General features: G+C 33.8%; 13 protein-coding genes. 10 read left to right on the forward strand and 3 right to left on the reverse strand.

Annotated features, from left to right (window positions below; genetic code table 11):
- Positions 1–11 precede the first annotated feature (11 nt).
- On the reverse strand, positions 12–1,409 hold the full coding sequence (locus tag JN168_RS01200; protein WP_042740482.1) for an amino acid permease: 1,398 nt from the start codon (positions 1,407–1,409) through the stop codon (positions 12–14).
- Positions 1,410–2,514: 1,105 nt separating this feature from the next.
- On the opposite strand from JN168_RS01200, the gene ppdK reads away from it, so the two are divergent.
- The 3 genes from ppdK (at position 2,515) to JN168_RS01215 (ending at position 6,488) form a co-directional block, all read left to right on the forward strand.
- Positions 2,515–5,148: a pyruvate, phosphate dikinase gene (gene ppdK, locus JN168_RS01205; RefSeq protein WP_279526098.1), complete on the forward strand. Its 2,634-nt coding sequence runs from the start codon at positions 2,515–2,517 to the stop codon at positions 5,146–5,148.
- The gene (locus JN168_RS01210) at positions 5,141–5,956 is read left to right on the forward strand and encodes a pyruvate, water dikinase regulatory protein (RefSeq protein ID WP_232139628.1); all 816 of its coding nucleotides are present in this window, start codon (positions 5,141–5,143) and stop codon (positions 5,954–5,956) included. Before ppdK ends, JN168_RS01210 begins: the two co-directional genes overlap by 8 nt.
- 109 nt (positions 5,957–6,065) lie before the next feature.
- Positions 6,066–6,488, forward strand: a complete 423-nt coding sequence (locus tag JN168_RS01215) for a VOC family protein (RefSeq protein WP_279526099.1) — start codon at positions 6,066–6,068, stop codon at positions 6,486–6,488.
- An 81-nt stretch (positions 6,489–6,569) separates the two neighbouring features.
- On the opposite strand, the gene JN168_RS01220 is transcribed toward JN168_RS01215, so the two are convergent.
- Positions 6,570–7,451 (reverse strand): LysR family transcriptional regulator, encoded by an 882-nt coding sequence (locus JN168_RS01220; RefSeq protein WP_042740478.1) that lies wholly within the window; start codon positions 7,449–7,451, stop codon positions 6,570–6,572.
- Between the two features lie 106 nt (positions 7,452–7,557).
- On the opposite strand from JN168_RS01220, the gene JN168_RS01225 reads away from it, so the two are divergent.
- Genes JN168_RS01225 through JN168_RS01240 form a run of 4 tightly spaced genes read left to right on the forward strand, consistent with a single transcriptional unit; the run spans position 7,558 to position 10,301 of the window.
- Positions 7,558–8,151: a UbiX family flavin prenyltransferase gene (locus JN168_RS01225; RefSeq protein WP_042740477.1), complete on the forward strand. Its 594-nt coding sequence runs from the start codon at positions 7,558–7,560 to the stop codon at positions 8,149–8,151.
- A gap of 16 nt (positions 8,152–8,167) precedes the next feature.
- Complete coding sequence (locus JN168_RS01230; RefSeq protein ID WP_042740476.1) at positions 8,168–9,598, forward strand: non-oxidative hydroxyarylic acid decarboxylases subunit C; 1,431 nt, start codon at positions 8,168–8,170, stop codon at positions 9,596–9,598.
- Between the two features lies 1 nt (position 9,599).
- Positions 9,600–9,827 carry a non-oxidative hydroxyarylic acid decarboxylases subunit D gene (locus JN168_RS01235; protein WP_042740475.1) on the forward strand — a complete coding sequence of 76 codons (228 nt, stop codon included), beginning with the start codon at positions 9,600–9,602 and terminating at the stop codon, positions 9,825–9,827.
- A gap of 18 nt (positions 9,828–9,845) precedes the next feature.
- Positions 9,846–10,301, forward strand: a complete 456-nt coding sequence (locus JN168_RS01240; protein ID WP_042740474.1) for a PNPOx family protein — start codon at positions 9,846–9,848, stop codon at positions 10,299–10,301.
- 87 nt (positions 10,302–10,388) lie between these two features.
- On the opposite strand, the gene JN168_RS01245 is transcribed toward JN168_RS01240, so the two are convergent.
- Entirely contained in the window at positions 10,389–10,934 is a 546-nt protein-coding gene (locus tag JN168_RS01245; protein ID WP_229366488.1) for a helix-turn-helix domain-containing protein, read from the reverse strand.
- 88 nt (positions 10,935–11,022) lie between these two features.
- On the opposite strand from JN168_RS01245, the gene JN168_RS01250 reads away from it, so the two are divergent.
- The 3 genes from JN168_RS01250 (at position 11,023) to gabR (ending at position 15,789) form a co-directional block, all read left to right on the forward strand.
- Positions 11,023–12,207, forward strand: a complete 1,185-nt coding sequence (locus tag JN168_RS01250; protein WP_042740472.1) for a CynX/NimT family MFS transporter — start codon at positions 11,023–11,025, stop codon at positions 12,205–12,207.
- A 151-nt stretch (positions 12,208–12,358) separates the two neighbouring features.
- Positions 12,359–13,843 (forward strand): cardiolipin synthase, encoded by a 1,485-nt coding sequence (cls, locus tag JN168_RS01255; RefSeq protein WP_107579438.1) that lies wholly within the window; start codon positions 12,359–12,361, stop codon positions 13,841–13,843.
- A 560-nt stretch (positions 13,844–14,403) separates the two neighbouring features.
- Positions 14,404–15,789 carry a MocR-like transcriptional regulator GabR gene (gene gabR, locus JN168_RS01260; protein ID WP_229366489.1) on the forward strand — a complete coding sequence of 462 codons (1,386 nt, stop codon included), beginning with the start codon at positions 14,404–14,406 and terminating at the stop codon, positions 15,787–15,789.
- Positions 15,790–15,795: the final 6 nt, after the last annotated feature.

Here is a 15,795-nt window from a genome sequence, read left to right on the forward strand (position 1 = left end):
ATATAAATGGTTTAAAAATCTTGTGATGTCGTTTCTATTTCCGGTTGTTTTGCTGGAGCACGTTTGGTCTTTATCAATATATAACTCGTATTTAAAATGACAAAACCTAATCCAATAAATGCAGATATACGTGTATCTGGATTGAATAACATACCAATTACGACCGCTAATAACATAATAACTGTAATGATGTTTGAATAGGGCGCAAAAGGCATCTTAAATGGGTGATCTTTTATTTGTTCCTTTTTACGGAAGCCAATATGACTTAGCAAGATTGCAAACCATGGTACAAATCCTGGAATTACACCTGCACTGTAAACATAAACGAACAGGTTCGTATCCTTACCTAAGATTAATGGCAAGACAATACTTAATACTACGCCGCCAACGATTCCACTACATACAGCAATGACTGCGTAGTGGGGGACGCCATTTTTGTTGACTTTCTTAAAGATACGTGGCGCTTGGTCTTGTTCAGCTAGTGTATACAATAATCGACTTGTACTAAAGATGCCTGAATTACAACCAGACATTGCAGCTGTAATTACAACAAAGTTTATAATGGCTGCCGCTGCAGTAATTCCAACTTTGGCAAATGTTAATACAAATGGTGAACCAAGAGAACTTATTTCATCCCATGGATAAACTGAAACAATAATAAATATTGAACCGATATAAAATATTAGTATTCGGTAAACTACACTATTGACTGATTTTTTAATCGTTGTTTGTGGATCTTTGGCTTCTCCAGCTGTAGTACCAATTAATTCAATTCCAACATAAGAACCAAATACAATTGAAAGTGAGAAGAAGAATCCACTGAAACCATTGGTGAAGAAACCGCCATTAGACCAAAGGTTGGTGATGCCAACTGGATTAAAGCCATTTCCAAAACCAAAAATGATAATACCTAAACCAGCTACAATCATTAAGATGATAGTGATTACTTTGATTAAAGCAAACCAAAATTCAAATTCACCAAACCATTTTACAGAAATTAAATTGGCCGATAATAATATAATAACGGCAATTAACCCTGGTATCCAAATTGGTAAATCTGGCCACCAGAATTTCATATAGGTGCCGACAGCAATGACTTCACTCATCCCGACGACTATCCAGTTAAAAATACTACTACTTGCTGTTATGTATCCAAACGAAGGGTGAATGTATTCAGTCGCAAACTTAGCAAAAGAGCCAGTCTCCGGATATGTATATACCATTTCTCCAAGCGCTCTCATAATTAAAAATACAAATATTCCTGCTATCATATATGAAATTAATACCGATGGACCAGTCCACTTTATGGTACTTGAAGCTCCCATAAATAATGCAACCCCTATGGTTCCCCCTAAGGCTATCATCTGTATCTGTCTAGATGATAAATCTCTTTTTAATTCAGTTTTCATAAGAATTCTCCTGTTTAATTTATTTATATAATTATTAACTTAATAAACCCCTTTGGAAAGTTAATGTAATTATTATATCATTTGTTAAAGATATTAATCTAATATTGATATGTAATAATATGAAAAAATTACTGAAAATTTTGATTATATAAAGGACTAATGTACGTGTATTATAGTGATTTTTGAGAATCTAACAGTTTATATTCTGTAAAACAATAAATAAATATAATTCGATATCCGTATTAGACTATAGAAAGATTATTTAGAATAAAAGCTAAAATCACTTTACAAAATTACTAGCAATAAATATAATTAAATTAAGTTATTGCTTAATAATTCTATAATTTAATTATAAATATTTTTAAGACGAAACGTTTCTATAGCATATATCAGCACAAATAATATACCGGTATTGAATTGTTGAGTAATGACAATCAAGGGTAGATGCATTTATTCCTGAATTTTATAGATTTATGAGGAGGTATGCAGTATGTAAGCATATGATTCCTATAATTGTAGTTATTTAATTAAATTAGTATTTCGATAATAGATATTTTGTACGAACTGAATATTTATTCCTCAAACGTTATGAGTTGTAAAGATAACAAACCTGCCACTTCTTCCCAATTCTAATGATTATATATGATTTATCATTTGTTATTTTTAACTCTAGCTGGTCATTTCCGAATGACAATACACTGAAAATTTTTAGACCACAAATGAATTCTATCTATTTAACTCACTCTATTTTCCATTTAATTTAACTATCAGTTTTTAACATAAGATTTCATTTTTATAGATTGAACACTTAAGCGTAGCCTTGCTTACAGTGAATTAAATAAACGATAATTAAGTTAATTTAATAAGGTGATTTTCAAACTGAGAAACGATACATGATTGAGATCATTCAGGAAGTGACGAAGAACTGATAGAAGCGACCCAAGTAGTATGTAACTTACTACTTGGGTTTTTTTATGTAATTAAATGTCACGGTAAAAATAAATCTATTGTGTGAAAACTCATCTTTTTAGTTGTTATTCATCCTATAATGTGACATACTCTATAGAAATTAGTATAACATATTAACTATTAGAGGTGATTTAGTATGACACAATATATTTATGCATTTGATGAAGGTCGAAAATCAATGAAAGATTTACTTGGAGGTAAAGGTGCCAACTTAGCAGAGATGAAACGTATAGGTTTACCTGTGCCAGATGGTTTTACGATTACTACAGAAGCATGTATTGAATATTTACAACATGGGTCGAAATTATCTGCTGAGTTATTATCAGAGTTAGATAACCAATTATCAGCATTCTCAAAGCGAACTCATAAATCATTTTCTGCAGATTCGGATTTACTATTAGTCTCTGTACGAAGTGGCGCAAAAATTTCTATGCCTGGTATGATGGATACAATTTTAAACTTAGGGTTAAATGATGAAAATGTTTTGACGTTGGCACGTAAGACCGATGATGCACGTTTTGCATATGATTGTTATAGAAGATTGCTACAGATGTTTGGTGAAGTTGTTTATGATATTCCAATGGCGTCATTTGATACATATTTTGAGCAATATAAAGCTCAACATGGTTATCAAAATGATGCAGACATCCCTGCCGAAGGTTTACAAGAAATATGTGATTACTACAAGGATGTTTATTTAGATGAGGCAAATAAACCATTTCCACAAGAACCAACTCAACAACTTACTGAAGCGATTGAGGCAGTATTCAAATCTTGGGACAATCATCGCGCGAGAGTCTATAGAAATCTAAATGATATACCACATGATATTGGTACAGCAGTGAACATACAAGAAATGGTGTTTGGTAATAGTGGTGCGCGTAGTGGAACAGGTGTTGCCTTTACACGTAATCCTGTGACAGGCGAAGCAAAATTGTTTGGTGAGTATTTACTGAATGCACAAGGTGAAGATGTAGTTGCAGGTATTAGAACACCATTAGATATCAATGTATTAAAGGAGCAGATGCCAGAAGTTCATCAACAATTTGTAGAGGTATCACAAAAATTAGAAACGCATTACAAAGATATGCAAGATATTGAATTTACAATTGAAAATGAACAATTATATATTTTGCAAACACGTAATGGTAAACGTACGGCAAATGCAGCCATTCATATAGCAGTTGATTTAGTCAATGAAGGTGTGATTTCTAAAGAAACTGCTGTGCAAAATGTCGATGTTAAGTCAATAGATCAATTGTTACATCCTAACTTTGATGAAGTTGCACTTGCTGAAGCTACGGTCATTTCAAAGTCAGGGTTGCCAGCAAGTCCAGGTGCTAGTAGCGGGAAGATTGTATTTTCTGCAGAAGAAGCTAAAATCCAAGCTGAAATAGGTGAGAAGGTAATCCTCATGCGACCTGAAACATCACCGGAAGATATTGAAGGTATGGTGGCAAGTGAAGCAATTGTAACGACACATGGTGGTATGACATCTCATGCAGCAGTTGTTGCTCGGGGTATGGGAAAATGTTGCGTCACTGGTTGTGCAGAATTAGAAATTAACATTAAAGACAAGGTGGTTTCTTATCCTGGAGGTAAATTGTTTGAAGGCGACGTTGTATCAGTGGATGGTGCAAAAGGTGATTTATATTTAGGAAAGGTCGCTACCATGAAAGCAGAACGTAGTGAAGCATTTAATCAGTTTATGCAATGGTCAGAAGAGGTGGCTAGATTAAATGTACGCATGAACGCTGAAACGCCACAAGATATCGAAGTCGGTTATCAATTTGGTGCCACAGGTATAGGATTGGTAAGAACTGAGCATATGTTCTTTGGTCCTGAACGTTTAGTAGAAATGAGACGTTTTATTTTAGCAGATAGTCAGGTATCTCGCATTTCAGCACTCAATAAAATACGTGATTACCAATGTGAAGACTTTGAGCATATTTTGAAATTATCTGGCGATAGACCTACGATTATTAGATTATTAGATCCTCCATTGCATGAATTTTTACCTCATTCTCAAGAAGAAAAGGTGAATGTAGCAAATCAACTTGACGTTACTGTGCCAGTACTTGAACAATATATCGGTCAATTAGAAGAAGTCAACCCGATGCTCGGTCATAGAGGATGTCGCTTGGCTATAACGTATCCTGAGTTATATGTTATGCAAGTAGAAGCTATTATAGGGAGTGCGATAAAGTTAAAACAGCAAGGTGTAGATACTAAACCTGAAATTATGATACCACTCGTATCCACAGTGGCTGAGTTTGAAATACTGAAACAACAAATTATTGAGTGTATCGATCGGTTACAGAATGAGGCTGATGTTTCCATACCGTATTTAATTGGAACAATGATTGAAACGCCAAGAGCGTGTCTCATTGCTGATCAATTGGCGAAAACATGTGACTTTTTCAGTTTTGGTACCAATGATTTAACACAGTTAACGTATGGCTTTTCAAGAGATGACGCAGGTAAGTTTATCAACCAATACACTGAACAAGGTATCTTAGAGATTGACCCATTCCAAACGATAGATATTGACGGGGTTGGGGCATTAATTAAATTAGCTGTACAACAGGCAAAGGAAGTAAATCCACAGCTTAAAATTGGCGTTTGTGGTGAATTAGGTGGAGATAGTAAATCAATAGCATACTTCAATAAGCTGTCTATTGATTATGTATCTTGTTCTCCTTTTAGAGTGCCAGGAGCCTTATTATCAACAGCACAAAGTGAAGTTAAAGGCGGTAGAATCAATGTCTAACGTACAAAATAACGGTAAGCTCATTATATTTGTGATTTCAGATTCAATTGGGGAAACAGCGCAGCGGATGATCCATGCAACACTGTCACAATTCCCAGATATTGCAGAAGTTGAAATTAAGAAATTCCCTTATATTAAAGGTGAAGAGGAATTACTTCGAATATTAGAAAGGGCAAATACACGTGCAGCAATTGTTGTAACTACATTAGTAAACCCGGAATTCAATCGCTTAGGTCAATCCTATGCAGTAGAACATAATATTCCTTATGTGGATTATATGTCTGACTTAATTCATATTATTCAAAATCGTACACACTCAAATCCAATATTGGAAAGTGGTGCATTACGAAAGTTAGATGAGCAATATTTTAAACGTATAGCAGCGATCGAATATTCAGTGAAATATGATGATGGTAAACACTATGAAGCTATTGGCGAAGCGGATGCATTGATTGTCGGAGTGTCTAGAACATCGAAGACACCGCTCAGTATGTATCTAGCCAATAAAGGTTATAAAGTAGCGAATATTCCGTTAGTTCCAGAGGTAGAGATTCCAGATGAAGTATTTAATTTTAAAAATTTAAAGGTTTTTGGACTCACTGCAAGTCCAGAGTATATTTTAAATATTAGAAATGAACGTGTTAAGGTTTTAGGTTTACATGGACCGACGAATTATAATAGTGTCGAGCGAATTAGAGAAGAATTGCTCTATGCAGAAGAAATTTTTGCTAAATTAAATGCTCGGGTAATCAATACAGAATATAAATCTATTGAAGAATCAGCATTTTATATTGAACAATTTTTATAAAATAATAGTTTGTTGGATAAATATTGGAAATATTAGGTGGTTATTAATGTTAAATGGGTAAGGATATAATGCAACATTTAAAATAAATTATCACAAAGGAGTGGGTTTTATGTTGCAAAATGTCACACCATATTTATTTTTTAATGGAAACTGTAAAGAAGCGCTAGAATTTTATAGTAAAGCGTTAGACGGAAATATAAAGGGCATAATGACCTATGGCGAAGCTAATGAAACGTCAGCAGACGATCCAGACCGTATTATACATTCGCAATTAGATATTGATGGTCAAACATTTATGTTATCTGATATTCCGAAAAATGACCAAGCGGCTATAAAGGATAGAAATGTTTATATTGTATTAGAATTTGATAGTGAAGAAGCTGTAACAACGGCCTATGAGCAGTTAAAGGAAGACGCCCAAGTTTATATTGAACTTGCAGATATGTTTTGGGGTGCAAAATATGCCAAACTAGTTGATAAATACAATATTGGTTGGGATTTAAATTACACATATCCACAAAATGAACAATAAAATAATGAGATAACTAAGTTGACGGAAATCATGTTTTTGATTTCCGTCATTTTTGTGGTAATAGCATGATTGACTGTAATTTTAATCATCATGTTGATGTAGAAAAGCTTGTACCATTTTAGGGAGATAACTATTTTTACGCCAAATTAAATTAGTTGTTGTGGTCCATGGATGACCTTCAATTTCCTTTACTACATAATGATCTAAAATATCAGGCGTAATTGAATTATAAGGTAAGATGGTCACACCAAATCCTTTTGATAATATTTGCATTAATATTGATGAATCATGGCATTCGCACAATATATTTGCTGAAAGTTGATGAGCATGAAAAGTATTGAGTATCTGTTTGTGGAGTCCTGACTCTGTATCAGAGATTAATAAAACTAGTGGTAACTGAGCTAATACTTCTAATGAAATTATCTCTTCTGTTATATGTTGTGCTATGTTTTGAGGGATAATACATACACACTGGTCGGTGTGAATATGTTTGCTGTGTATAGTATTGTTTTGTATGGTTTCGTTGATATAAGCGATATCTAATTTTCGTTCATTTAAAAGTTTAATAATATTAATGCTATCAGATTCCCAAATGTTAAAACGAACATCTGTATATAGTTGTTTGAACTGTTCAATCTGTTCAAACATTTTATTTGAACTATATATTGTAGTACCGATAGCTAATGATTGCTCTACCTGCTCATGGAATTCTTGGGTCTCCATTACTGAATCATCTATTGTATTCAAGATGAGTTGTGCTTTATTAACAAAAAATCGCCCTTGATCAGTGAGTTGTACCTTTCTTTTCTTATTTCTTTCAAATAATTCAAATCCTAATTCTCTTTCCAAATCTTTTAATTGTCTACTTAAAGGCGGTTGAGCGATGTGTAATATCTCTGCTGCACTTGAGATACTCCCTGCTTTGGCAATTGCTAAAAAATAACGTAAATGTCTTAATTCCATTTTGCCACTCCTTTTAATACTCAAAAAGTATCTAATATATATTTAATATATATTTATTGTATTATAGTATGTCGGTTTATACTAATGAATGAAAGGAGTCTTTTACATGAAATTGATAATAGGTATTTCCGGAGCTACGGGTGCAATATTTGGCATTCGTTTATTAGAAGTATTAAATCAGGTAGAAGATGTTGAAACGCATTTAGTATTGTCTAAGTGGGCTGTTACTACTATTGTTGAGGAAACAGAGTATAGCGTTGATGAAGTGAAATCAATAGCTGATTATTCTTATTCCCCAAGTGATTTAGGCGCTGCAATTTCTAGTGGATCTTTTAATATTGATGGCATGATTGTTGCTCCATGTAGTATGAAATCTTTAGCTTCAATAAGTTTAGGTCTTGCCGATAATCTTATTACTCGTGCGGCAGATGTCATATTGAAAGAGCGTAAACAATTATTATTGATGACTAGGGAAACACCATTGAATGCTATTCATCTAGAACATATGCTAAAACTATCGCAAATGGGTGTATCTATTTTTCCTCCAATGCCCGCATTTTACAATCATCCTTTAGATTTAAATGAAATGATAGATCATATTGTATTTCGATTATTATCTCAATTTAACATTCATCAATTGCCTGAAGATAAAATATGGACAGGTTTTAAAAAGAGAAATTTAAAAAGAGCTATAACATAAAGAAAGGAAGTTAATAATGGCATATCAAGATTTAAGAGGATTTTTAAAAGTATTAGAAAAAGAACAGCAGTTAGTTAAAATAACTGATGAAGTTATGCCTGAACCGGATTTAAGTGCTATAGGGCGTAATGCACCGGATTTAGATAGTGCGCCAGCTGTACTAGTAGAGAATGTTAGAGGTTATCATACGCCAGTAGTATTAAATGTACATGGAAGTTGGCAAAATCATGCATTGATGTTGAATTTACCTAAAAATACTTCCATTAAGGATCAGTTTTTTGCTTTAAAAGAAAAATGGGAAAAATATCCAATTAAGCCAAAATGGATTGAACGAGAGCAATCCCCAGTTAAAGAGAACATAATTTCAGAGGAAGACGGAATTAACTTATTTGATGTATTACCTTTATTCAGAATCAATGAATATGATGCAGGTTATTATTTATCAAAAGCCTTGATTGTGAGTAAAGATCCAGATAAACCAGATAATTATGAAGAACAAAACGCAGGAACTTATCGTGTTCAAGTTAAAGGAAAGGATAAGGTAGGTATACAACCTTTACCATTTCATGACATTGCAGTGCATTTACAACATGCTGAAGAACGTGATGAACCATTACCGATTGCTATTTGTTTAGGTAATGATCCTGTACTTAGTTTTATGGCTAGTACTCCAATTGAATACGTACAATCCGAATATGATTTTGCTGGGGCACTTAAAGGTGAACCTATTGAATTAACAAAAACGGAAGACGGTCATTTAGACATACCTGCGAGAAGTGAAATTGTTTTGGAAGGTTATATTGAACCACGAAAACGTGAGATTGAAGGACCATTTGGTGAGTTTCCAGGTAGTTATTCTGGATCAAGACAACAACCAGTAGTTAAAATTACAAAAATCACTCATAGAGATAATCCTATTTTTGAAAATTTATATCTTGGTATGCCATGGACTGAAATTGATTATCTAATTGCTTTGAATACGAGCTTACCATTATATAAACAACTTAAAAGGGATTTTCCAGAGGTAGAAGCAGTTAACGCAATGTATACACATGGTATCGGCGCAATAGTTTCAACAAAATCAAGACTTGGTGGCTATGGGAAAGCTGTAGCAATGCGTTTGCTATCAACACCACATGGCATGCCTTACACAAAAATTGCCATTATTGTAGATGAGTTTGTTGATCCATTTAATTTAGAGCAAGTAATGTGGGCATTAACAACCAGAGTGAGACCCGATAAAGACGTATTTAAAGTACCACATGCGCCGGGCATGCCTTTAGATCCATCTTCAGAACCGGCTGGTATGCATACAAAGTTAGTAATTGATGCTACAACACCTGTAGGGGCTGATAAGGCACGCGATACTGAATTGCTAGGTACACCAGAAGATACTGATAAATGGAGAGAAATTCTAGATAATATGGTGAATAGGAAGGAAGATTAATATGATTTGTCCAAGATGTGAATCGAAAAGTGTGAATTTATTAACTAAGGCACCTAAAGATGATGCATGGGAAGTTTATATTTGTGATACTTGTACATTCTCATGGCGTAATACAGAAAGTGAACACATCACTAATCCAGAAAAATATAATCCCGATTTTAAATTAAGACCAGAGACATTTACGCAGCTAGATCAAATACCGCCTATCCCAAATTTGAAAGGTAAGTAATAGGAGGTTATAGAGTATATGGTTATGCCCAAAATAGTCTATAAATTATTTAATGGAAGTCATTTAGAGGAAAAACAAGATATAGTGTTCATCTTTCAGACTGTAACCATTGACGGATACCCACATACGGCAATGCTAAGTGTAGGAGAAATTGTTGCAATTGATATGGAACATTTGCGCTTTGCATTGTGGCCAAATACTACAACAGTACAAGGATTACGCTTAAATGGTAAAGCGAACATTGTATTTGTTTATGATCAACAAGTTTATTATATTGAACTAAGTGTTCGAGAATATCAATCACAATTTGAGGGGAATGATGATAGGCTAAAATTTGAAGGTGAAATTCGCAATATAAAGATAGATAGTGCAAAGTATGCGGATATAACTTCAGGTATATCCATTCAATTACGTAATCCTAAAGACACTGTATTACGTTGGCGAGCAACAGTAACTGAGTTACTACATGATTAATTAAACATACAATAAGACATTTCAAGTAATTAGTGAAAGTCTTATTGTATGTTTATTTTTGTTTTAAAGAACTAAGTCGAAGCGGGTTTATTGATAATAAATTGTAGCAGTGAAATTCACAGGTGTGTCTTGTGGGTTTCTGTATGTGTGTGGTACATCACTTTTGAATCGTAAGGCTTGATTATGGTTAATTGAATATATTTGGTTATTTACTTCGATTTCTAGTACACCAGTATTAACGATAATGTATTCTTCTGAATGTTGATGGTGTGCTGCAGAAGTCATTTTGCCGTTACCTTGTATTTCCATTTTGAACATTTCAAATTTTTTATGCTCATCATAAGGAAAATATGGATAAATTGTTACTTTATCATCTTTGATTGGGATAATATCTGTTTCATCGATAAAGTCGATATCATTCTCACTTTCGGCAGTGAGCTGAGATAAAGACAAATGTAGGCCGTTAGCAATTTTCCATAAAGTAGTGATGGTCGGATTAGAAACGCCCTTTTCAATTTGACTTAGCATGTTTTTACTAACACCAGTTAGCGTAGATAGCTTCTCTAAACTAAGTTGGTGGCGTTTGCGGTAATTGGCAATGTTTTGTGCCACTATATTCTGAATATTATACACTTCAATCGCTCCTATTTACAATATTACGTACGTATTGTACCATATAGTGTGTTGTTTTTAAAAAATATCTCTACTAAAGGTGGTTTAAATGGATAAGAGTCGTTCATTACAACCGTTTAATTGGTTGTTATTTATAAGTGTATTACTAGTGGGCGCTAATCTGAGGGCGCCAATCACCTCAGTAGGTGTAGCATTACCCAATATAAAAGAAGATTTGATGTTATCAAATAGTGCAGTAAGTGTAATCACTGTAGTACCGTTATTATCATTTGCAGTTATTTCGTTAGTTGCTGCTAAAACAAGCTATCGATTCGGTTTGGAACAGACCATATTTGGAGCATTGTGTCTTATCTTTATAGGCGTGGTAGTACGTTCGATCACAGGTGTATCTTGGCTGTACATAGGGACTATACTCATCGGTATTGGTGTAGGTTTCGGTAATGTACTCGCACCAGCAGTTATAAAGACCAAGTTTCCGCTACGTATTGGTATTATGACTGGTTATTATACCGTTGTAATGAATGTATTTGGTGGACTGTCTTCGTATACAACTGCACCACTCGTAAAGACGTTTAATTATAATATTGCTTTAGGTCTCATAGGAATTGTAACCCTGATAACAATAGTGATTTGGTCAGTACAATTAAAGGGGAAGGAACAATTAACTAAGACATATAATGAAAGTAATATTAATGTATGGAAATCACCATTATCATGGCAAATAACTATATTGATGGGCGGACAATCACTCATCTTCTATTCATTAATAAATTGGATGCCGGTATATCTATCGCAAAGTGGTTTATCCGTACATGAGGCAGGACTGTATTTATCTGTAATGCAGATTGCTATCATACCATTTACCTTTATAACACCAATATTTGCTACAAAAATGAAGTCACAGTTTGGCCTAACATGCTTTACAGGTATATTATTTGTGATTGGTGTAGCAATTATGTTGTTTATACCTAAGTATGCAATTGTTTCTACAATACTCATAGGTGTAGCTGGTGGCCTTGCTTTTGGATTAGTTAATACGTTCTTTAGTTTGAGAACAGAAGAAGGACAAACTGCAGCGAAATTGTCAGGTATGGCGCAATCTATTGGTTATCTATTTGCAGCACTAGGTCCATTGTTATTTGGTATCCTACATGATATGACAGGAGAATGGTATGCCTCATTAGCTATTCTATTAATTACAGCTATTGGCTTAACGTTATTTGGTTCTCAAGCAGGGCGAAACCGTACGATTGAACAGTCACTAAAAAAATAGCTTGGATGATTAATCTTGCTCCTATATACAGATATAGCAATTTCTTGCTTATTATTAGTAACTAATATTGAAAATAGCATGGTTTATGATTTAAAGTAATGGGGAAAGTTAATCATTATTTTATTAAAAACTTAGACCACGGGGTGAAATTATGCAGTTAATATTTGATGCTAGTGTTAGTCCGATTTATCGCGGTGTGCTCGCATTTTTCTTTGTGATGAATATAGTGCTTGCACTTATTATCGTATTTTTAGATAGAGACCGTAGAGATGCGACAGCAACATGGGCATGGTTATTCTTATTATTTGTAATGCCTATCTTAGGATTTATAGCATATATATTCTTTGGACGTGCTGTTAGGAAAAAAAGGGAAAAAGGCTTCCAACATAATCAAATAGATGATGCTTTAGAACGCGTTAAGAAACAATTAGACGATTCAACGAACCATATCGAAAATTCAGATAATCCGATTGTCAGAAAGCATGCGGATATTGCACAAACACTCATGACTAAAGAACCTTCGTTTTTAAGTAACAATAATAAAGTTGAAATTTTTACGGATGGTCATGAATTATATCGACAAATGAAAGAGGACTTGCGCAATGCACAAACATATATTCATATGGAATACTATGTTTTAGAACTTGATGGGCTCGGCACGGAAATTATCGATATACTTGAAGAAAAATTAGAACAGGGTCTAGAAGTTAAATTATTATATGATGCAGTCGGTTCTAAGACAGTTCATAAATCTAATTTCAAGAAGTTTCAACAGCTTGGTGGGCAGGTTGAAGCATTTTTCCAAGCTAAAATTCCATTCATAAACTTTAGAGTAAATAACCGTAACCATCGTAAGATTGTAGTTATTGACGGTCAAATGGGTTATGTAGGTGGATTTAATATTGGTGACGAATATCTTGGTTTGAATGATAAATTTGGTTATTGGAGAGACACTCACTTAAAAGTTAGAGGCGATGGTGTCGATGCATTGCAATTGAGCTTTATACATGATTGGAATTCACAAGCTAAACGTGAACAATTAGAGTATAATGACAAATATTTCCCAGATAATGCTAATCAAGGTGGCGACGTATCGATGCAAATGGCAGTGAGTGCACCGAGTGATAATTGGCATCAAATTGAATTTGGCTATATGAAGATGATTATGAATGCGAAGAAATCAATTTACATGCATAGCCCGTACTTTATTCCGGACAAAGGTTATATTAATGCACTACGAATCGCCGCCAAGTCGGGTGTCGATGTACAATTAATCATTCCTAATAAGCCTGATCACATGTTTGTATATTGGGCAACCATTACGAGTGTCGCACAATTGATTAGAGATGGTGTTAAGGTTTATACCTATGAAAATGGCTTTATTCATTCTAAGATGATGATTATTGACGACGAAGTATCAAGTGTGGGTTCTTCAAATATGGATATACGCAGTTTTGAATTAAACTTTGAAATTAATGCCTTTATGTATGATGAAAATGTTGCTAAACAATTGAAGGAAGCATTTTTTGAAGATTTAAAGGTATCTAAAGCTTTAACAATTGAAAGATATGAACAACGTTCAAATTGGATTAAATTCAAACAATCCATTGCTAAATTAGCATCACCAATTCTTTAAGCTGTACATAGTGTATAGGATTGCTGCAACAGATTTGATTTAGTTCATATGCGCTAAAAAGTATTCATCTTCTTAGCTATGCTTTGAGATGGAAGATGAAATATTTGTTTGAAAGCATGTATTGTTATTGTGAAAAACTTCGATAATGAAATAATTTGAGATATAAATGATGGAGAAACAACCACCCCGAAAGATAGAATCTTTCGGGGTGGTTGTCGTTATAATAAAACTGAGTATTGTTAACCTTCATTGACCTAAGGCATTGGGTCATTCCCTTGACCTCGACATGCATCCTTATAGCTCAACAGTCTCACACAATACTTAGCTGTTGAAAGTGACAACAATAACGAAGTAAGTTACTTTTTACTATTCAATCAATGTAATTAAAGCAACGTCTGTCCAATTTCGGGAGCATTTGTCCTTTTTCACTATCTTATTCAATTCCTTTTTTACTCAAACAATTTTCCAAAATGTGTTAAAGCATTTATATTTATTTATCAATGTATTCTAACTATGTGTATAATTGTTTAATTATAAGGTATTTCAAGGGGAGGATTTGTATGCAAGGTGAAACAAATCAATATATTTATCGGCAAATTTATACGCGATTAAAGGAAGATATTTTATCCTTTAAATATGAAAGTCACGAAAAGTTGCCATCTAAAAGGGGAATGGCAGAAACTTTAAATGTAAGTGTTAACAGTGTGAAATCAGCATATGAACAGTTATTAGCAGAAGGTTATATATATGCCAAAGAACGTAAGGGTTATTTTATCGAACCGCTAGATCAACTTATTGTTGACCCAGATGCACAAAAGACATTAGGGCAGTATAAAGAAGGCAAGCCACAATTATATGAATATTCCTTTTCTCATATGAGCACGGATATGTCTGAATTTCCGGTAGATGTTTGGACTAAGTTACTGAAACGTGTATTTGATAATTATGAATATTACTTATCAGCAATTCCAAATATTAAGGGGCCGATTGAATTACGTCAATCAATTGCTAAACTCGTTTCTTATCAACGAGGTATCCAGTGTCATCCAGAACAAATTATTATAGGATCTGGCACAAACACTTTGTTGAAACGCTTAATGCAACTGTTACCTACTGAGGTGAAAATTGGCGTCGAAAATCCAGGATATTCTAGATTCCGTAATTTGTTAAATGAAGGAGGAACAACAACAATTCCACTTGAATTGGATGGAAAAGGTATATCCATTAATCAAATTAATGCAACACAACCAGATGCAGTTATTGTGACACCATCACACCAATTTCCGACTGGTATTATCATGCCTGTCTCGAGAAGAATTGATTTATTGAATTGGGCGAGTACAACCAATAGTTATATTATAGAAGATGATTATGATAGTGAGTTCAAATATCAGACAGATAATATTCCGTCATTATATAGCTTTGATAAAAATGAAAGTGTGATATATTTGGGGACATTTTCAAAAACATTGATGCCAGGATTAAGACTGAGTTATATGATTCTACCACCTGCACTTGTGCAAAAATTTGAAACGCATAACTTCGATATGATACCTGATTTTTCTATGTTAAATGCACTGACACTTAATCTTATGATTAAAGAAGGATATTATGAAAAGTACGTGAAAAAGATGCACCAGCACTATGGCAGAAAAAGAGAGCAATTAATAGTAGCGTTACAACAAGCATTTCAAGATAAGGTGAATATTAAAGATACCGAAGCGGGATTGCATTTTATGATTGATGTGAAATCACCATTTACATATGAGGAAATAGAGCAACGTGCTAAAGAGGCCAAGTTAGAATTATATACGATTAATCGTTTCATTGTGAAAGCGCTTAAAGAAAATAATGGTGTTAAAACGTTGATTATAGGGTTTTCAAAAATAAAGATTGAACAGCTTGATGACGCGGTTCGTTGTCTTAAAAAAGTATTGCTCGGTTAAACTGGT

The organism is Staphylococcus gallinarum (assembly GCF_029774255.1).
GTDB classification, from domain to species: Bacteria; Bacillota; Bacilli; order Staphylococcales; family Staphylococcaceae; genus Staphylococcus; species Staphylococcus gallinarum.